The sequence below is a fragment of the Streptococcus sp. C150 genome (assembly GCF_000187445.1).
In the GTDB taxonomy this organism is placed as follows: domain Bacteria; phylum Bacillota; class Bacilli; order Lactobacillales; family Streptococcaceae; genus Streptococcus; species Streptococcus raffinosi.
Genome location: NZ_GL698449.1, coordinates 992,869 through 1,012,692, shown reverse-complemented (window position 1 = coordinate 1,012,692; position 19,824 = coordinate 992,869). Strand labels below are relative to the sequence as shown.

The following is a 19,824-nucleotide window of genomic DNA, read 5'->3' as shown; positions in this document are numbered from 1 at the left end:
TTGTGCAACGTATGTTGCGTAACAACTGTTGCGCGAAAGGAGTCTTATGCCACCAAAGGTTAAATTTAGTAAAGAGACTATGATTGGGACGGCTTTACAATTGGTGAGAGAAGAGGGTCTGGCTAGTTTGACGGCTCGAGCATTAGCGGAAAAACTGGGAGCCACACCAAGGGTCATTTTTGGGCAATTTGCAAATATGGCTGAGTTACAAGCAGAGGTTATTGTTGCTGCGGAAATGGTCGTGGTGGGGTATATTCGCAAGGCCTTAGAAGATGAGAAGCCTTTTCGATCTGTCGGGATTGCTTATATCCTGTTCGCCTTAAAAGAGCCCCAACTCTTTCAATTGCTTTTCCAAAATCCTAGCAAAGATCCGATTCGTCGCTTTCAAGATTTTCTTCCCATGAAGGATCATAGCTACCAATTGGTTCTGGAATCGATTGTCGCAGACTATCCGTTGACGTTAGAGGAGGCTAGTCGCTTGTACCAGCATCTATTCATCTACTCACACGGGATGGCCTCTATGGTTGCTTCTGGTATTTATCAGTTCAGCATGGAAGAAGTGATTGGTTTATTGACAGAGGTTTGTCAATCTCTCATCAAGGAAATGGTAGGAAAGAAATGATTCAACTAGAAAATGTTCACAAAAGTTACGGCCAAACCAAGGTCTTAAAAGGGATTGCTCTGCAGATTCAAGACCAGGATGATGTGGTTATCCTAGGTCCTTCTGGATCAGGAAAGTCCACTCTCTTAAATGTATTATCAGGCTTAGAAAAGGTAGACGAGGGGCATATCCTCATTCAAGGGCAAGATTTATCGCAACTCACGGATGCTCAATTGACAGCCTTTAGACGTGAGAAGATTGCCTTTATTTTCCAGCAGTATTATTTATTACCGAATCTCACGGTTAGACAAAATGTAAAGATGGGAGCTGACCTGGCAAATAATCATGATTTTTTGCAGATTATTGAGGATTTGGGGCTTGGCGATAAGTTGGATAAGTATCCGAGTGAATTGTCTGGTGGAGAACAGCAGAGAGTCTCCATTGCCCGTGCCCTGGCCAAAAAGCCAGAGATTCTTTTCTTAGATGAGCCGACGGGAGCCCTGGACGAAGAAACAGGGCGCAAGATTCTCGACTATATCTGGAAGTTGAAGGAAAAGCTGGGCTTTACCTTAATTATGGTGACGCACAACCAAAATATTGCGGATATGGCCAGAACCATCATTCGCGTAAATAGTGGCAAGATTACCCAAGTTGTGACCAACGATCAGCCTCAGACTGCCTATGAGATTGGATGGTAAGCCATGTTTACAGTAAAAGATATTCGAAAATTAGTTGTCGTCAGTATCATTGGGGCTTGTGCGGTCTTTGTAGCCAATCTCTTCCTGAATTTTTACCTGGATATCGAGCAGTTGGAGATTTCGAAAACCAATCCGATGATTATGACCTACTATGATGCCCAGGTTTCGCTTTCCTGGATGGTGGCCATGGTCAGTGGGGTCGTCTTGTCCTTGACGTCGATTCTTCTCATGTGTTTTTATATCAAACAATTTGTCGATGACCACAAGGAACAATTAGGGATTTTAAAGGCTTTAGGCTATAGCAATGGCCAGTTGGCGAAACGATTTTGGGCTTTTGGACTCAGTTTTGGAGTTGGAGCGCTTCTTGGTTATTTCGCTTCTTTTCTAATGATGGGACATTTTTATGACTTTCGCAATGAGAAGGGGATTCTGCCAGACATTACCATTCATTTTCACTGGCAGCTCTTGGTCGCTTTGGTGATCCTGCCAACGACCTTCTTTATGGTTCTCGCGATTGGCTATGCTAGAAGACAATTACAAACCCCGGCCCTTCGCTTATTGAAAAAATCCCCAAGTCCAATCAAGGTCAAAAAGAGTAAAAGGGTTTCCAAGAAAGACAAATCTTTCCTAAAAGAACTATCCTCGTCGCTGATTTGGGGGAGAAAATCGATCTTGTTTTTTGTGGTCTTTGGCTCCATGTGTTTCGCAGCCATGGTTCAATTGTCTTTTGGCCTAAGGGACTACACAGATGACATCATCCAAACCATGATGATCATGATTGGTTTGATCCTTTCTTTCTCAATCCTCTTTTTGTCATTGGGAATTGTCGTTTCAGAAAGTCGCGAAACCTTGGCTCTTATGAAGGCATTTGGCTACACCGATCGTGAATGCCAAAGTCATATTCTCGCTCCTTATCGTTTCTGGGCCTATCTAGGATTTGCCCTTGGGACGGCTTATCAATATGGCATCATGGAAATCTTGATTGGTGTGATTAAAGACACGGTACCTGAAAAGATTGAGCACAACTTTGACTGGAATGTTTGCTTTTGGACTTTGATCGGTTTTGTGGTGATTTATGAAAGCCTCTTTTATCTATCCAACAGAAAACTCCAAAAACAAACCATCAAAGAGGTACTCTTAGCAGAATGATTTCGTTATAATCAATCATAAAGAGTCTATTATTCTAAGGATCAAAAGATAATATTATGAATAATTGACCTCTTAAAGAGGTCTTTTTATCTTATGCAAACGCTACATAAGAGACCAGATCCACTATCATAAGATTGTGACCAATCACAATCTTGTGATAGTTTACATCTTATTAACATTGTCCCAGAATCCTTGCATTCTCTGCTCTGGTAGCGTAAGATAGACTCTGTTTTAATTTTAAAGGATTGAAACACGTCCTGAGACCATTCTCACAGGTCTAAAGGACAGAGTGAATTTTTTATGAAAAAGGAGAATCGAAATGTCAGATAAACAAATGAAAACCCTTGGTTGGGTGGCAACCTTTATGTCAGTAATGATGTACGTATCTTACGTGCCACAAATCATGGACAATTTGTCTGGTCATAAAGGAAACTTTATCCAACCTTTGGTAGCGGCTATCAACTGTAGCCTTTGGGTTTACTATGGTCTCTTTAAAAAAGAACGTGACCTTCCCCTTGCTGCTGCGAATGCCCCAGGCATCGTCTTTGGTTTAATTACAGCATTGACAGCATTGTTCTAAAATAGAGCGTAATTTCTTTTTATACTATTTTTCTTAACGCAGAAAACGAGAGCAGAACTTGCGACAGTCAGAGATTGTCGTTCGGTTTTACTCTCGTTTTTGTTTAGTTATTAAGAAGAGACTTGATAGTATCTTCCATTTTTAGAGGGTCTGTTTTGGAAGAAAAGCGTTCGACGACTTGTCCCTCACGGTTAATCAGAAACTTAGCAAAGTTCCATTCAATTCTAGCCCCAAGGGGTCCGGATTTTTCTTTTTTAAGCCACTCAAAAAGTGGCTCTGCTTCCTTACCATTGACCTTGATTTTGGCAAAACGGGGAAAAGTCGTCTGGTAATTGAGGGTGCAAAAGCTATTGATTTCTTCAGCACTACCAGGTGCTTGCCCCATAAACTGATTACAAGGAAAATCAAGAATCACGAAGCCTTGGTCTTTGTATTTGTCATAAAGTTCTTGCAGGCCTTGATACTGTGGCGTCAAACCACAGCCTGTTGCTGTATTGGCGATTAAGACGACCTTTCCCTTATAGTCCTGGAGAGACACGGGTCGGTCAGCTTGATCTGAAACTGTAAAATCGTATAAGGATGTCATAGAAAATCTCCTTTGCTTTGTTTGAGACTATTATAGCAAAGTTAGTCAGAGAAGTGATTTTTCAGGAAGAATTGAATGTTTATGATGCTTGTGATAGTAATTATTTATCTTGACGTTAAGAATTACTTATAACCAACAGGGATGATACTATATAGTGCTAGATAGCTTGATAATAGATAACTATTGGCTTTAGTGAGGTTTTGATACTTTAATCATAAATTATATTTATGGCAGAGGATAAAATTTCTTTATTTTTCTGATGGGTAAATGTCTGCTAAGATAATGACATTCACAGTTGAAGTCACTAAGAGTTAGATACTTTTAGGGATGTGAGTTGAACTGTCGATATTTGGATATAAAGAAAAGGAGATTTTTATGTCAGAAAAAAGAGAATTAGTTTTGAAAGCATTTCGTGGAGAAAGTGTTGATCGTGTGCCTGTGGGATTTTGGCACCATTTTACCACTGAGGATGAGTGGCTTCACGGTTTTGAAAATCCAGAAATTATTGAGAAGAATAAAGCTGGTCATAAAAAATTTATTGCAGAAGTCAAGCCTGACTTTGTTAAATTGATGAGTGATGGTTTTTTTGCTTATCCTCAGCCATCTTTTAAAGATTTTAAATCAATCAGTGATTTAACATTGATTGAACCGTTGGGCGCTAATCATCCTTGGATTTCTGCGCAAGTTGAACTTGTAAAAAGTCTGATTGCTGATTTTCCTGAAGATATTGTTGCAATTTACAATATCTTTGCGCCAGTAACTTATTTTAAGTGGCTGGTAGGAAATGTTTCAGGTGGTGATGATAATATTGCAGATTACATTTCGGAGGACCGTGATGCTTTGAAGCATGTTTTAGATGTCATTGGACAGGATATTGCTAGTCTTAGTCAACGAGTGATTAAGGAAGCAGGAGCAGATGGCATTTACCTCAGTGTTCAAAGTATTCAAGATAAACGTGTTACTGCTGATACGTATAGGGATTTTATTGCTCCAAGCGAATTAAGTGTATTGAAAGCTGCTGATGAAGCTGGTGGTCATAACATTCTACATATTTGTGGCTATGAAGGGGCACGAAATGATATCAAGCTCTTTAAAGACTATCCTGCTCAAGTGATTAATTGGGCTGTTGGTCCTGAAGGAATCAGTCTGGCAGAAGGCCGTAATATTTTTGGTGGCCGGACAGTCCTCGGCGGTTTTGAAAATGGGAAAGATGGTCTCTTATACAATGGAAGTAAAGAGGCCATTCAAGAAAAGGTTAAAGAGATTATTGCTGATACAGGAACCCACGGTTTAATCATTGGTGCTGACTGTACGGTTCCAAGTGATATTAACCACGAACGTATTGAATGGGTGCGTGAAGCAACGGTTCTATAAGAAAAGGGAGAGATTGATATGAGTAAAAAGACTTGGATAATTGGTGGAGTGGTTGTTGTAGCACTTATTGGTGCAACAGTTATTGGACGTAGTTTAACGGGAGATAAGAAAGCAAAAACTGATTCAGGAAGGGTGACAACTCTAAAAGTTGCTCATACTCAAAACTATGTCCCTTATGATTTTGTGGACAAAGATGGTAAATCTGATGGTTATGAGGTAGCTGTGTTGAAGGAAATTGATAAAAAGCTTCCACAATATAAGTTTGAATATACAGGAACAAGTGATGATGACCTCTTAATTGGTCTGGAGTCAGGTAAATATGATATTGGTACTAAGGGTGCTTGGTACACAGATGAGCGAGCTAAAAAGTTCATCATACCTAAAGATCCAATTGGAGCAAGTGTTATTGGATTTACAATTCGTAAGGAAGATAAAGATAAATATAAAAATATCTCAGATTTTGCCAAACAAAAGGGAAAATTGGTACCAATCTCTCCACAAAATGCACAGTGGAATGTTATCAAGGACTACAACGATAAGCATAAAGATCAACCAATTGAGTTGACATCTGCAGAATCTTTCCAAGTTTCAGATGCCTATGCATGGGTCTTGGAAAATCGTTATGATGCTTATTTTGATATTAAATTGTCTTTTGAAAAAGCTGTGACAGATAAAGATGGTGCTTATCATCAATATGCGGACAAGTTAACTTGGTTCCCATATAAAGGTATTCCGACTTACCCACTCTTCCATCGCGATAGTAAGAATGAAGAGTTTTCAAAAGAATATACGAAGGCAATTAAAGAGTTAAAAGAAGATGGTACGCTTGAAAAATTGTCTAAAAAATATTTTGGCGAAGATGTCTTTTCATACGTTGATAAATAATTAGATTGTGGTGTATAAACAGTAGGCTACTTTGATAAGCTTCTGAGCGAGTTTAGTTAGGAGAAAATATGGTCAATTATGACATTTCAAAAGTGATTGGAGCAATTCCGGAAATCATAAAGGGCTTACCAATGACATTGTTAGTTCTCTTATTAACGACTATACTAGGGTCGTTGTTAGGAGGATTGGTAGCGTGGGCAAGTCTTTCTAAGGATAAAGCTCTTGAAAATCTGGCTAAGGGTTATGTTTTTATCTTACGTTGTACTCCACCTATTGTATTGTTGTTCTTGGTATTCTATGGAGTTCCTGAATTTCTTAATTGGTGGTTAGGGTTGGACATAAATAACTGGTCTAAGTTAATATTTGTTTTAGTGACCATGGTTCTTCTATTTTCAGCATTAATCTCAGAAGTCTTTAAGGCCGCCTATCAAGCAATCCCCAAAGGACAATTGGAGGCCGGACTAAGTATTGGTCTTACACCAGAGCAGGCTTTCGTGAGAATCGTTGCCCCTCAAGCTTTTAAGGTAGCTTTACCAAATATTACAACAGCTATCCTTAACCTAATGCGTGATGCTGCATTGGCTTATACGATTGGATTTATTGATGTCATGGGAAAGGGAAACCTTTTGATTAGTCGTCATTTAGGAAATTATTCTTTAGAAACATATACGGCAGTGGCCCTTGTTTATTGGGGAATAGCATTAATCTTATCCCTAATTTCTAGAATGACAGAGCAACAATTGAGTATCAAAGCGAGGTAAAAAATGAATACTACTTTTATTATTGATACCTTTATTAAGGCTTTACATGGGGTTCCAGTAACACTTGGAATCATGGTTGTGGCTATTCTATTGAGTTTTCTACCTGCTCTTTTCTTAGCGTTAGGTCAAATTTATCAGGTGAGAGGTGTCAAAACATTTTCAGTTATTTATCTTGCCTTTATTCGCGCAACACCACCCATTTTGTTAATTTTATTTTTTTATAGTTTATTCCCTAGTTTACTAAACCAGTTTTTTAAAGGAATTGGAAGTCATGTAGATGTCTTCAAGGTTAATCCACTTTACTATGCCTTTATTATTTATAGTTTGATGACAACAGGAAGTTTGTCTGAAATCATTCGTTCAGCATTGCTAACGGTTGATAAGGGTCAGCTAGAAGCTGCACAAGCCATAGGTTTAACAACAAGACAAGCCTATCTGAGAATAGTTTTTCCACAAGCGCTTAAAGCTGCTCTGCCAAATTTGTGTAACCTAGTTATTAATATTGTGAAAGGGACTTCACTTGTCTTTGTTATGACAATAAAAGATATAACAGCAATTGCACGAGTTGAAGCAGCATATGGATATCAATATTTTGAATCTTATTTTGTCATCTTTATTTTATATTTAATCATTTGTGGTATTATTCAAGTTCTCTTTAACCTTGGAGAAAGAAAATTGCAATTTACATAGAGGGAGTTACTATGCTAGAAGCTAAACATATTTCAAAAAAATTTGGAGACCGTCAGGTTCTTGTTGATGTTAATCTACAAGTGAAACAGGGAGATGTGGTTGTCATATTGGGACCATCCGGTTCAGGAAAAACCACTTTCTTACGTTGTCTTAACCATTTGGAAAAAGCAGATGGAGGGCAATTAACAATTGCTGGTAAGGATTACTCTTTGGACAAATTGTCGAAAAAGGAGATTTTGGATATCCGAAAGAAAACGGCTTTTGTATTCCAACATTACAATTTATTTGCAAACAAAACTGCTATTGAGAATATACTGGAAGGTTTAGTGATTGCTAGGAAAGTACCCAAAAGTGAAGCTCAACAAATTGCTGAAGAGGCACTAAAAAAAGTTGGTCTTTTAGAGTTTAAAGATTATTATCCCTCACAACTTTCAGGAGGCCAACAACAACGTATCGGCTTAGCCAGAGCAATTGCAGTTAAACCAGAGGTTATCTTGTTGGATGAACCAACATCTGCACTTGATCCAGAGCTAGTTGGGGATGTTCTTGACGTCATGAAACAACTTGCTAATGAAGGAACAACAATGGTAGTCGTTACTCATGAGATGGGCTTTGCACGAGATGTAGCTAATCATGTTGTCTTTATGGATGGTGGCCATGTCGTCGAAGAGGGAAGCCCAAAGGATATTTTTTTCAGACCAAAAGAAAAACGTACCCAACAATTCTTGGCACGTATTCTTTCTGATGCTAGTTATGATTTGGAATATATGATTTGATTCATCATTGATAAGTTATAATTAGAGTATATAATTCTTGTATAAATAAAATAGGCTGAGGTTATTTCTCAGCCTATTTTTAGTTTCCTAAATGTAATGTTAGTTTATAAGGTACTTAACTCCCACCAAAAAAACCAAGACTTTCGTCTCGGTTTCAGGTTTCATCTCATCTTAAGACACTACATGTCCATCTTTATCGAAGGTATAGAGTTTACCATCGATGAGGACAGAGCGGTTAGTGTATCTTTCACCTGTTTTAGGGTCCAAATAGTAGGTGTAATTATCAACTGTGACAAAGCGTCCTAGGACTTGTTTACCTTCAGCGTCGAAGTAGAGGACCTTGCCATCAACTTCTTGGAAGCCGGTTACTTTCTCACCTTTATCATTGTAGTAATAGTTGTCACCCTTATCGTAGACAATACGATTGCGATAGGCTGGTTCACCCTTGCGGTCAGCAACGACGCCATTGTCATCAGCATTATAGGCTCTGTCTCCGATGACAAAACGTCCTGTTTCAAGGTTTCCGCTATCTCGGAAGTAGTAGTCCTTGCCGTCGATGGTTTGCCAACCGGTAAGAGCAGCTCCGTCCTTACCATAGTAGCGTGTTGGGTAGTATGGAAAACGTGGAGAACCTTCGTAGTTGTATGATTTTGAAAAGGCGTTGCGTGTCATGATACCAGTCAATTGGTCAAATTGGTAAACATTATTGTTGATTGCGACCTCAGTACCTTTGGCTTGATGGCCATCGTCATAGAAATAGTAACTGACGTCATCAAAGGTCTTCAAGCCAGTGACCTTTTGGCCATTTTCATAGAGATAACTTGTGCCGCTAGGATCCGTCTGCAATTGGTCAAAGTGGATGGCTTTTTCTTTTGCCGCATCAATACCCTTGGCATCAAAATTAAAGGTTACACCACGATAGGTAAGGGCCTTGTTAGTTGTTGCAATGGCAACGTTTGTGGTCACTTTTTGACCATTTGGTGCTGTGAAGGTCATAGGTGTTGAGTCGAAGTGGTAAAGGTGTCCGTTCAGAATGTCCCATTCGTCAAAAGTTGACCATTGTGATTGGCGGACGCTACTATATTTAGACCCAATAATCTTGCCATCATACTGATAAGGACCTTCTTTGATATTACCGTCGGTATCTGTGACATAGACACCTTCAAGGTCATAAGCATTTTCACCAGTACGCTTGAACTCAGGATAGAGACCGTTTGTCAAGAGTTTCCCATCTGGACTAAAGAGTTGAGAGTTGATAACTCCTGTGTAGAGGTTTCCTTTGGGGGTGTTGTCATCAGAATAGTCGCTAGCGTAGTAACGGTTACCGTTGACTTCTAACCAGCCAGTCTTGAAGGCACCGTCATTGCCAGCGTAATAGATGTTTTCAGAGAAGTTGCCATAAGGGCCAGTTGATGTATCGTGATAAAAGGCATTACGAATGATAGCACCAGTATCTTTGTTGGCGACGTAGTAGTTATCACCTAGGTTGAAAATACCTCCTCGAACTTGTTGGCCCTTCTCGTTAAAGTAGTAGAGATCCTTGTTAATAATTTGGAAACCAGTGACCTTTTTACCGTTAGCATCGTAGTAGTACCATTCTTGATCGGTACCTTTAACAAATTGGTTTCGATGTGTGGTTTGGTCAGCTTTAGTGGTCGCCACACCATTATTGTCAAAGTTATAGACCGTACCGTTTAAGGTAAGTGAACGATTAACCCACTTGTCACCTGTATTTGGATCGAAGTAGTAGGTTTTGCCGTCAACAGTAACCAGTTGTCCCTTGGCTTGGACACCATATTCGTAGAAATATAGGTTCTGTCCGTTAATGGTTTGGAAACCAGACACGGCTTTACCATCAGCTCCGAAGTAGTACCAAGCATCGTCTCTATTGACGAATTGATTGGTTACTGGATTTCCATTGTCTTTATCAAAATAGTAGATATCGTTATTGTAGTAAAGGAAGTCATCTTTGACTTGTTGGCCACTATCATTGAAGTAATGAAGGTTACCGTCCACTGTTTGAAAACCGTGAAGCGCTTTACCATCTTTGCCAAAGTAATACCAATTCCCCTGATCGTCAGAAACATAACGATTGGTTACCATGATACCAGTCTTGGGATCAAAGTAATATTGTTGGCCGTTCAGGTTTTGCACGCTTGTCTTATAGTCGGATTGGCTACGGTCTAGGAATTCGGTATCGAAACCAAATGGGGCTGAGAAACCTTTAGTTGCCTTGAAGTCACTCATGTAATACCAATTACCAGCTTTATCTGAAACAAAGACAAAATTAGGTTGATTGCCAGTAGCATCAAAGTAGTAAAGATCGCCATACTCAGTGACGAAGTTATCTTTGACCATCTTACCATCTTTGTCGAAGTAGTAAAAACCAAAGTACTTATGGTTTACATTATCAAGAGCTTGGTGACCTGTTACACGACGACCATTGTCTTTATCGAAATAGTAGCTATCACCATTAATAGTAACGATTTCGTTTTTAGCTTGTCTACCGTCTTCGTGGAAGTAGAGGTTAAAGCCATCAATGGTCTGAGCACCAGTGACGGGTTTGCCATCTTTTCCGAGGTAATACCAGTTGTGGTTATTATCTTCGATAAACTGGTTGCGTTTGTTAGTTTCAGGCAGAACTGCTGTCAGATGTCCTTGTGCATCAGCATTGTAGGTTTGACCATTGATAGTGATAGAGGTATTGGTTATCTTACGTCCGTTGTCTTTATCATAGTAGAAAGATTGTCCATTTTCAGTGATAATCTCCCCCTTGGCCTGCTTGCCATCCTCGTGGAAATAAAGATCAAAATGGTCAACGTTTTGAGCACCTGTTAGATTTTTCCCATCTTTGAGGTAGTACCAGTTGCCTTCCGCATCGCTCTTGAACTGACCTCCAGAGACGACAGTAGTTTCCACAGCTTCGGGTGCTTGGCTGTTCACGTCAGTAGCTGTACTAGTTGTTTCTGAAGTTGAAGTAGCAGTTCTCGTTTCGCCACTAGCCAAATTGTAAGTGCTACTTGCTTGATCTTCTTTAAGGACTGGCTGCTTTTCCGTTGTATCAGTTGCATTATTGGTTGCGACTTGATCAGCTTTTGTCGTAGCTATAGTTGTCTCTGTGATGACAAAATCAGGATTCTGGTTAACACTCTCAGGTGTGTTAGCTGAGGTGACTTGATTTGTAGCTTGCTCGTCGGCAGAGACAGTAGCACCAATCAATGAGGCGCCAAGTGCCAAACCAGACACGGCAATGGTAACCCATTGTTTCTTCACCTTATGAAGTTTAAAATGAACTTTATTTTCCATAAAAGTTCCCCTTTTCCATTTTTATGACCTCATTCTAACATCTTTCATTAGAAGAATCAAACGCAATTGGCATCCTTTTCATAGCCTTTTCTAAAGATTTTAAATGTTTCGAAATCTACTAAAACAGTAGAAGAAATGGGCGACTAAATCAAGATTTTGAGCAGGTGGTTTTTGATAGGTATAGGCAATACATTAGAAAATCATTTTTACGAAATCCTAATCTTGAACATGCTTTTTAATAATAGGAGTATAAAAATACAGAAATGGGTCTATTTTTGGCCTGGAATATGGTATAATAGTGCGGTATTTCTCAAAAATTGGAGTATAAAAATGAGTATTTTTCGTAAAAAGGATGTCGGTCTCGCTCAAACCGAGATGAAACGGCATCTGACCCTCAGGGATGTCGTCCTCTTGGGAATTGGTGCCATGGTGGGAACAGGAATCTTTACAATTACTGGTACCGCAGCATCAACCTTGGCAGGTCCTGCCCTGATTATTTCGGTTTTGATTTCAGCAGTTTGTGTGGGTATGTCAGCTATTTTCTTTGCTGAGTTTGCCTCACGTTACCCATCAGCTGGCGGTGTTTATGGTTATCTCTACGCCTCTTGGGGTGAGTACCCTGCTTGGATGGGGGGGTGGCTTACAATGATCGTTTTCATGAATGCCGTGTCCAGTGTTGCCTCTGGTTGGGGAGCCTACCTCAAGGGACTTCTGGCAAGCTTTGGTTTACAGCTTCCTCAAGCTATCAGTGGCCCTTTTAATCCGAGTCAAGGAACTTATATTGACCTCTTGCCAGTCTTGGTTTTGGTGCTAGTGACGGCCCTCCTCCTCTTGGATTCCAAACAAGCCCTTCGTTTGAACTCACTCCTAGTAGTGCTTAAGTTCTCTGCCTTGGCGGTCTTCATCCTAGTTGGTCTCTTACATCTGAATCCAAGCAACTGGGCTAACTTCGCACCATTTGGCTTTGGCCAAATCTATGGTGGTAAGACGGGAATTATGGCAGGGGCTTCTCTCATGTTCTTTGGTTTTCTTGGATTTGAATCCATCTCTATGACAGTAGATGAGATTAAGGAACCTCAAAAGAATGTTCCTCGAGGCATTGTTCTCGCCTTGATTATCGTCGCTGCACTTTATGCAGTGGTTTCGCTAGTCTTGACGGGAGTGGTTCACTATACTAAGCTAAATGTTGACGATGCCGTAGCTTATGCTCTTCGTTATATTGGTGTGCCTTGGGCTGCCAATTATGTATCGGTGGTTGCCATTATGACCTTGATTACCGTATGTATTTCCATGGCCTATGCCCTTAGCCGTATGGTTTATAGCTTGGCGCGTGATGGATTTCTTCCACAAACCTTCAAAAAGGTTTCAAAGACCCATAAGGTTCCACATCATGCGACGCTTTTGACTGGTATCCTTTCAGCCATCTCAGCAGGGCTCTTCTCTTTGGCTAATATGGCATCCTTGGTTAATATTGCGACCTTGGCTTACTTGATCCTCTTGGCTATTGCCCTCATTATTCTTCGTAAGGACAAGGGCTTGCCGCAGAAGGATGAGTTTAAGGTCCCATTTGTTCCGGTCTTGCCAATTATCTCAATTATCGTCTGTCTCTCCTTTATGAGTCAGTATAGTTGGCAGACCTGGTTAGCCTTTGGCATAGCAGTGCTAATCGGTTCAGCTATTTATGCCTTTTACGGTTACAAACATTCTAAGTATTAAGAGGAAAACGCTGGATCTGTTGATCTAGCGTTTTTTGGTATAATGAAGAGAGCTAAAAGATTTCAGTAGTCACTGAAATCTTTTTTATAGTTAATTATTGTGTTTTGAAAAAATCATGTCCTTTAAACTCATAATAACTAACACTAATGTAATTCCCCATCCAATCCGAGTAGCTAATAATAGATTGTTTGGCCAAAGATTTAGACAGGTTGAACCAACTGCTGAACCAGCCGAAATGGCAATATTTTGTACCATTCGTTGTAAAGCTCCCGTGCTTCCTTGCATTTCCATGGGACTGGCTTGCATAATACTGGCGATATTTGCAGGCTGAAAATAGCCACCACCAACACCATAAATAAAAAGTCCAAAAGTTAGAAACAGATAAGACCATTTGGGGTTAAGAAATACTAAGAAAATTAAAGACAGGCAAATAATACCCAAACCTAAGTGGCTAAAAGTTATGTTTTTACTCCCGTCGTTCAATTTTCCTGATACTCGTGAAAAGATAACTAATCCAGCTGGAGCTCCCAAAACAAGAAATCCAGTAACTCCTACTCCTAAATGATATAACTGTTCAAAAATAAATGGAGGTAGTAAAAATATCATGGCAGAGGCAAAACCAAAAGCAATCGTCTGTAAAAGGTGAGAAATTACTTTAGGATTCTCCTTAAGTCCCTTAACATTGACAAGTGGATTTTTTTGGTTAAATTCAATTCGATAAAATAAAATACCAATCAATAAACTAATTGTTATTAGAATAAGACTGATTATTTGTAAATGACTCTTACTTAATAATGATAGTCCTAACAATAGGCAAATTAATATTATTGCATTAACAATTGTTCCAGATGTGTCTAATTTTTGATTGTTAGTCTGCTCAGAAACTTTGTTAAGAAGATAGTGATTGCAAATAATACCAATAATTACGAAAGGGACATTTATCCAAAAAATAAATCGCCAAACATTTAAAGATAGCAATATGCCACCTAAAGAGGGACCTAATACAGGACCTAAACCTATCATAACTCCTAAAATACTAATAGAGCTATTTTTTTGTTCTTCTGATACTAATGTTGTAATCAAAGCTGCAGAAGTAGCTTGTAAGGCAGCTGCCCCAATTCCTTGAATTACTCGTCCAGCGATAAGCCAACCAATACTATTAGCAAACCCACAAAAAAGCGAGCTAAGTCCAAAAAGAACGAATCCTAAGTAAGAAATTTTTAGTTTGCCGAATTTGTCACTAAAAATGCCTAAAGGAAGTATGAATATTGCCAATGCCAGTGCATATCCAGTTATTGTAAAAGCTGCAGTATTAGCTGTTGTATGGAATTGCTCTTTTAGGAAAGATAGTGCAACATTGATAATACCAGTATCTAAAGTTGACAATAACATTCCCATACCTGCGATAACTGTTATTAGTAAATCCTGCAACCGTCTACTCATAAAATTTCCTCCTTGGGTTTAGCTGTGTAAATTAAATGTTTAGTATCGTGTATCATAAATATAACCTCTTTTCTAAAAATTATAAATATGATACAATGAAATAAAATTTTAATCAATCGATTCTAAAAATATCGAATCGTTTAGAAGGAGCATGCACATGACTATTACAGTTCAATTTAGTAACTATGCTCTGAAAACGGATGAAACATTAACACAAAGGATACAATTTGTGTACTCACCCTTAAATGAACTTTTTAGAAGCTTACATGTCTTATTGAACCCGCGTCATCATGGTACAAATATTGATTGGGTCATTGAGATACAAGATAGATTGACAGATGATTTCTATGAGAAGCTTCACTATTTTCAACTTTTTTATGAACTTGGTGTTTCTCCTATTTTACTTTGTAATTTTCGCTATCATGCGACAACGATTGAAGAAGAGATACAAAATTTAAAGAAATTTCTTGATGGGCTCCCAACTATTCAATTAATTGAGCATTTAGAGAAAGTGTCCAGTGACAGAGAAAACTCCTTCATTCCAACATTAGCAAAAGGATTAGAATGGAAGGATTTTTCTTTGAATGAGGATAATCAGTTACTTATAGACTTGAGGAAGAATGCCTCTGGTGTTTATCAACATCTTTTCTCTTTTATTGATTGGTACCGCCAAGAAATATTTGATGAAACTTGGAAAAGTAAAGGTATTCAACGAAAGCTCTTAACAGAAATCCAACATCAAGCTTCTTTTTTAAGGGAAAATGGTTTTGAAGAAATGTTTAATCATTTGCAAATTGACCGCATTCATTGGAGAAAGGACAGGCTGGCCATCATTAAACCTTTTGACCAAGAAATCCAACTGCAAGATAGTGATTCTATTATGTTATTACCAAGTTATTTTATTTGGCCTCATCTGTTTGTTGAATCTTTCAACCAAGGAATTGCTATTACCTATGATATTACAGATCAGCCAAGTTACTATAACTCCACACCGGAAAATTTGATTACTATTTTTAAAGCTTTGAGTGACCCTGTCCGTTTACAAATTATGAATTATGTTATTGATAAACCAAGTACGACACAATCTTTGGCTCAAATTTTATTAATGAGTAATTCAAGTATATCCAGACATTTACAAATTTTAAAGGATGCTAATTTATTAACGACAACCAAAGCTAAAAAATTCGTTCTTTATGAGCCAACACAGCTCATTACACAACTTATGCCGAATTTCTACCATTTCTTTAAAAATTGAGGCTTTAATCATTAAAAAGGTAGTGAACTACTATGTCAACGTCACAAATTATCTCGGTTTTATCAGCTAACCGTTTTCTCACCCAAAATGAGATTGAAAGAACTTTAGGGTATTCTTTATCGAAAAGTGAAATTGCTTTTTTAAAGGCTAGTCCTAAAATAGTTTTATTTAACTTTTACGGCCGAATTTACTATAAATTAAATAATGATAGTACTCTCACCACGGAGCAAGGAAGACAAGCTATTGCAAAACTGTCTAGACGTCCTCAAGCAATTAAGCTTGGTGAAGCACGGACATGTTTGCACCATTTAGCAGGGAAAGCAGGAGTTTCAATATTTGAGTGGTTTATTCAAAATAAATTAATGGAACAGGAATCCCCTATCAGCTACTCTTTAACTCAAGCAGGAAGTAATGCCATACAGCAATGGTTGGGTTATCAGTCTAATCCTAATATCAAATTATGTTTAGATTTTTCTGAAAGAAAGTTTCATATTGGTGGAATATTAGGAGAAAAGATATTAGAAAAGCTAATCCATGACGAAAAATGTCAATTAACTCAAGATAGGCAGATTATTCTAAAAACTGACTTAAATAACTTAATGAAGGGTTTTTATAAGTAAATTACTATCAAATTTTTGCTTGAAACTATTGGTTGTGTGTTGTACTAATAACTTATTATTGATTTAATTAATAAAAGACGCTCTAGTTTTATGATTAACTAGAGCATCTTTTATTTGGTTATCCGATTCAATTTTTCAAGCCTAAAAAGGTAGAGAAAAAAGTAGAGATTTCATTAATTTGTGCTCCAATCTGCTGGAATTCAAAATTTCAAAAATCGCATGAAATCAAGATTCCTAGCATGTACTGAAATGTAATGAAACCTTATTTTACTTCTGCTGACCTAGCGTTTTTGGTATAATGAAGAGAGAGGAAGTATAGGAGTACAAAAATCAAAGCTGACCAAATGTGGGAATCCTACAAGGAAGGCCTTGGAGACTGAAGCTTATCCTATTGGTAAGAGCTCCATGAAGACCTCTTTAGCAAATGCCTGTATGAGACAGGAATGACCTTCAGTGATGAAAGGTTAATTGTTTCGGTAGAAGTTAGAGTGGTTTATCCTATAGTATGAAAGTTCCCAATAACTTGGGGACTTTTTTACTTTAAGGAAAGATTAACTTTTCTTTAAGTCTTATCTTAGGTTTCTTATGTTTAATAGAGTCATCACAAAAGTAAGAGGAACAAAAAATGACATACAAACAAACTAAACAAACACAAGAACGTTATGCCATTAAGAAATCATCAAAATGGAAAACTGCTGGTTCAGTTCTGGTAGCGAGCTTAATCTTTGGTAGCTCAGTTGTCTTAAATGACAGCAAGGTTTCAGCAGACGAGACAAACACTGAATCAACACTCTCAACGGTTTCAACAGGTGAAAGCACTGCTGACTTAATTGAAGAAAGTACTCAGACCGACAATACATCAGACACTACTGAAACAGGCGCAGAAACGGTTACAAGTACTTCAACTGCAGCTTCAACTTCAGACACCGATTCGTCAACAATAAGTACAACAAGTACGACAGAGGGCAGGACTGTTACATCGACAAGCAGTGAAACATCTGATCATTCAAGCACTTCCGCAACTCCAGAAGCAAGTTCTTCTGAAACTGCTGAAAGCACAACTAGTGAAACCTCAGCATCTGAAACGAACAATGCAGACGAAAACACTAGCTCTAATACAAGTTCAAGCACCACTGAAGCCACTGCATCTGAAACAGCTTCAGTGTTAACCAACAGCGCCTCAGATTCAGCTACTGAAACGACGACAACTGAGTCTGAAGATAGTGACTCAGAAAGCTCTACGACAACGATTACTTTCAATGGAACAACCGTGGTAACAAGTGATAGCGGTACTGTCACAATTGATGGAACGACAATTACCATCAATCAAGCAGGGTCATACACTTTGACCGGAAATGGTTCAAGCTATACCATTATTGTGGCAGGTAGCGTGACAGATCCAGTTACAATCTACTTGGATGGTGTGACCTTAACAGATTCGTCTATCACTTCCAATTCTTCAGCAGAATTGACTGTTAATGTCCTTTCAGACAGTTCTATTTCTTCGACGTCTGCTAATGCAATCGAAGCAGCGGGAGCCCTGACAATCACGAGTGGTACTGGAAGCACCCTTACCCTTTCAAGTACTGAAAAGCACGCCATCAAGGCTGATAGTGTGACTGTTGATTCAGTAACGCTTGATTTGACGTCAGAGGCTAAAGACGGTATCAATGCGACGACAGCTGTTACCATTAAAAATGCCACAGTCAACATCACGGCAACTGATGACGGTATTCAGGTCGAAGACGAAACAGATGTTAATAGTGGTGATTTGACAATTACCGATTCAACAGTAACCATTAATGCGACGGACAAAGGTATTACGGTTACGGATGAATTGACTGTCGAAGGCAATTCTAAAGTAACAGTTGTAGCAGGTGACGAAGGCCTTGAAGGGCGTTATATCAATTTGACAGGTGGAACCGTTGATATCACTGCTGGTGATGACGGTATTAACGCTACTGAGTGGACGACCAAGGACAGCGCTGATACTTCAAGCCTAACCAATTCGACGTCTGACTTGGAAAATGAAGTGGGCATCAATATTGACGGTGCAACGGTAACTATCTTGGCAGATGGTGATGGTATCGACAGTAACGGCAATGTGACAGTGAAAAGTGGTTCTCTCTACGTCGCTCAGACAAGTGAGGATAATGCTGCTATTGACTACGATGGAACAGGTATTATTTCTGGTGGTACCGTTTGGGCTATTGGTAACCAAGGAATGGCTCAAGCCTTTACAACGGGTTCAAGCCAGTCTTATATTATGGCTAACATCTCAGGAAGTGCAGGGGATACCATCACAGTCACTGATAGCTCTGGAAATGTTGTTGCAACAACCACGGCAACGTCTTCATTCGGAAATGTGGTCTTTAGTACCGAGAGTCTAACTTCGGGTGAAACCTATACCATTACGACATCAAGTGGTGCTAGTGCCACTGCAACAGCTACTGAAGAAGGTACAAACAACGGTCCTGGTGTAGGTGGCATGGGCGGCTTCCCAGGTGGTGGTTTTGGTAATAGTTCAATGTCTGATAACTTCGGAGGCTACGGCGGACCAACTAGCTATGGTGGCAGCTCTACCAATACCGGAAGCGTTAACACACCATGGGGCCAATCTGCTTCGACAAGTTCTGAAAATACGACAAGCACAAGCAGTACAAGTTCAACAAGTCAGACACCTAATACAGGTCGTCCAACCCCACCAAACTTTGCTAGTCAAACAAGTAACTCAATGTCTCCAAATGTGAGTACCACAACTTCTGCGACTGCTAGTACATCAGCAGCAACAACTAATGCGAACCAATCAAATGCAACTACTTCAGCAACGACAGCCAGAAGCACAAGCCCATCAGGTCAAGGTTCATCAACGACTAGAGCTGCAGAGCCTGAAGTACGATCACTTATATCTGAAGTAGCAGTTGCCAATCAGTCAGCAGAAGCACAGCCTGAACAGGCAAGTACCAATACATCAAGCAGTGTCCAACAGCCAAACGAAGAGACAGCTGAGAAGTTGAATAAGATTTTCACTCAAAATCAAAGTTCCCAAGCGGAATCAAAAGGTCAGCTAAGAGAAGTTTCCAACCAAAAGGAAGCTACGAAATCAAGCGTTCAGACTGATTTTGCTCAAAAACAAAATAGTCAGACAAGCTCTAAGGCTAATCAGTCATCTAAAAGTTCACAAAGCAATCAAACAAGTAAATCAACCCTACCAGATACTGGTGATGTGAGTAGCTTGGGACTAGGCGCATTAGGAGCAGTTATGATGACAACCTCATTTGCCTTAAAAGGAAGCAAGCATTCTCGTAAGTAATTCTAGTTAAGAACATAAAGAAAAACAGAAGCCCTCTCCAAAAAAGGAAAAGAGCTTCTGTTTATTTATTA

Annotated in this window: 16 protein-coding genes; 13 read left to right on the top strand and 3 right to left on the bottom strand. The window is 39.1% G+C overall.

All coding sequences use genetic code 11. The annotated features are described in order from the left end of the window. Nucleotides 1-46: 46 nt before the first annotated feature. The 4 genes from HMPREF0848_RS04720 (at nt 47) to HMPREF0848_RS04705 (ending at nt 3,028) form a co-directional block, all read left to right on the top strand. Nucleotides 47-622, top strand: a complete 576-nt coding sequence (locus HMPREF0848_RS04720; RefSeq protein WP_008534981.1) for a TetR/AcrR family transcriptional regulator — start codon at nt 47-49, stop codon at nt 620-622. Then, complete coding sequence (locus HMPREF0848_RS04715) at nt 619-1,299, top strand: ABC transporter ATP-binding protein (protein ID WP_008534980.1); 681 nt, start codon at nt 619-621, stop codon at nt 1,297-1,299. The genes HMPREF0848_RS04720 and HMPREF0848_RS04715 overlap by 4 nt, the downstream gene beginning before the upstream one ends. Before the next feature lie 3 nt (nt 1,300-1,302). Then, nucleotides 1,303-2,448 carry an FtsX-like permease family protein gene (locus HMPREF0848_RS04710; protein ID WP_008534979.1) on the top strand — a complete coding sequence of 382 codons (1,146 nt, stop codon included), beginning with the start codon at nt 1,303-1,305 and terminating at the stop codon, nt 2,446-2,448. Between the two features lie 319 nt (nt 2,449-2,767). Beyond that, entirely contained in the window at nt 2,768-3,028 is a 261-nt protein-coding gene (locus HMPREF0848_RS04705; RefSeq protein ID WP_008534978.1) for a SemiSWEET family transporter, read from the top strand. A gap of 103 nt (nt 3,029-3,131) precedes the next feature. On the opposite strand, the gene HMPREF0848_RS04700 is transcribed toward HMPREF0848_RS04705, so the two are convergent. Continuing rightward, nucleotides 3,132-3,614 (bottom strand): glutathione peroxidase, encoded by a 483-nt coding sequence (locus HMPREF0848_RS04700; RefSeq protein WP_008534976.1) that lies wholly within the window; start codon nt 3,612-3,614, stop codon nt 3,132-3,134. 375 nt (nt 3,615-3,989) lie between these two features. Here HMPREF0848_RS04700 and HMPREF0848_RS04695 point away from each other — a divergent pair, with 375 nt between their 5' ends. From HMPREF0848_RS04695 to HMPREF0848_RS04675, 5 genes are all read left to right on the top strand, one after another. Further along, complete coding sequence (locus HMPREF0848_RS04695; RefSeq protein WP_008534975.1) at nt 3,990-4,988, top strand: uroporphyrinogen decarboxylase family protein; 999 nt, start codon at nt 3,990-3,992, stop codon at nt 4,986-4,988. Nucleotides 4,989-5,006: 18 nt separating this feature from the next. Next, nucleotides 5,007-5,873 carry a transporter substrate-binding domain-containing protein gene (locus HMPREF0848_RS04690; RefSeq protein ID WP_008534973.1) on the top strand — a complete coding sequence of 289 codons (867 nt, stop codon included), beginning with the start codon at nt 5,007-5,009 and terminating at the stop codon, nt 5,871-5,873. Nucleotides 5,874-5,941: 68 nt separating this feature from the next. Next, nucleotides 5,942-6,634, top strand: a complete 693-nt coding sequence (locus tag HMPREF0848_RS04685; protein WP_002888010.1) for an amino acid ABC transporter permease — start codon at nt 5,942-5,944, stop codon at nt 6,632-6,634. A 3-nt stretch (nt 6,635-6,637) separates the two neighbouring features. Then, entirely contained in the window at nt 6,638-7,324 is a 687-nt protein-coding gene (locus tag HMPREF0848_RS04680; protein WP_002888009.1) for an amino acid ABC transporter permease, read from the top strand. An 11-nt stretch (nt 7,325-7,335) separates the two neighbouring features. Next, nucleotides 7,336-8,100, top strand: coding sequence for an amino acid ABC transporter ATP-binding protein (locus HMPREF0848_RS04675; RefSeq protein WP_008534970.1), 765 nt, complete (start codon nt 7,336-7,338; stop codon nt 8,098-8,100). A 171-nt stretch (nt 8,101-8,271) separates the two neighbouring features. Here HMPREF0848_RS04675 and HMPREF0848_RS04670 read toward each other — a convergent pair whose 3' ends face one another. Next, on the bottom strand, nt 8,272-11,406 hold the full coding sequence (locus tag HMPREF0848_RS04670; protein WP_008534969.1) for a KxYKxGKxW signal peptide domain-containing protein: 3,135 nt from the start codon (nt 11,404-11,406) through the stop codon (nt 8,272-8,274). 330 nt (nt 11,407-11,736) lie between these two features. On the opposite strand from HMPREF0848_RS04670, the gene HMPREF0848_RS04665 reads away from it, so the two are divergent. Next, nucleotides 11,737-13,122, top strand: coding sequence for an amino acid permease (locus HMPREF0848_RS04665; RefSeq protein WP_008534967.1), 1,386 nt, complete (start codon nt 11,737-11,739; stop codon nt 13,120-13,122). 90 nt (nt 13,123-13,212) lie between these two features. Here the strand turns inward: HMPREF0848_RS04665 and HMPREF0848_RS04660 are convergent, their stop codons facing one another. After that, nucleotides 13,213-14,565, bottom strand: a complete 1,353-nt coding sequence (locus HMPREF0848_RS04660) for an MFS transporter (protein ID WP_008534965.1) — start codon at nt 14,563-14,565, stop codon at nt 13,213-13,215. Between the two features lie 157 nt (nt 14,566-14,722). On the opposite strand from HMPREF0848_RS04660, the gene HMPREF0848_RS04655 reads away from it, so the two are divergent. From HMPREF0848_RS04655 to HMPREF0848_RS04645, 3 genes are all read left to right on the top strand, one after another. Beyond that, nucleotides 14,723-15,820, top strand: a complete 1,098-nt coding sequence (locus tag HMPREF0848_RS04655; protein ID WP_008534963.1) for an ArsR/SmtB family transcription factor — start codon at nt 14,723-14,725, stop codon at nt 15,818-15,820. Nucleotides 15,821-16,182: 362 nt separating this feature from the next. Beyond that, nucleotides 16,183-16,440 (top strand): hypothetical protein, encoded by a 258-nt coding sequence (locus tag HMPREF0848_RS04650; protein ID WP_002887997.1) that lies wholly within the window; start codon nt 16,183-16,185, stop codon nt 16,438-16,440. 625 nt (nt 16,441-17,065) lie between these two features. Then, complete coding sequence (locus tag HMPREF0848_RS04645; RefSeq protein ID WP_037608940.1) at nt 17,066-19,753, top strand: carbohydrate-binding domain-containing protein; 2,688 nt, start codon at nt 17,066-17,068, stop codon at nt 19,751-19,753. Nucleotides 19,754-19,824: the final 71 nt, after the last annotated feature.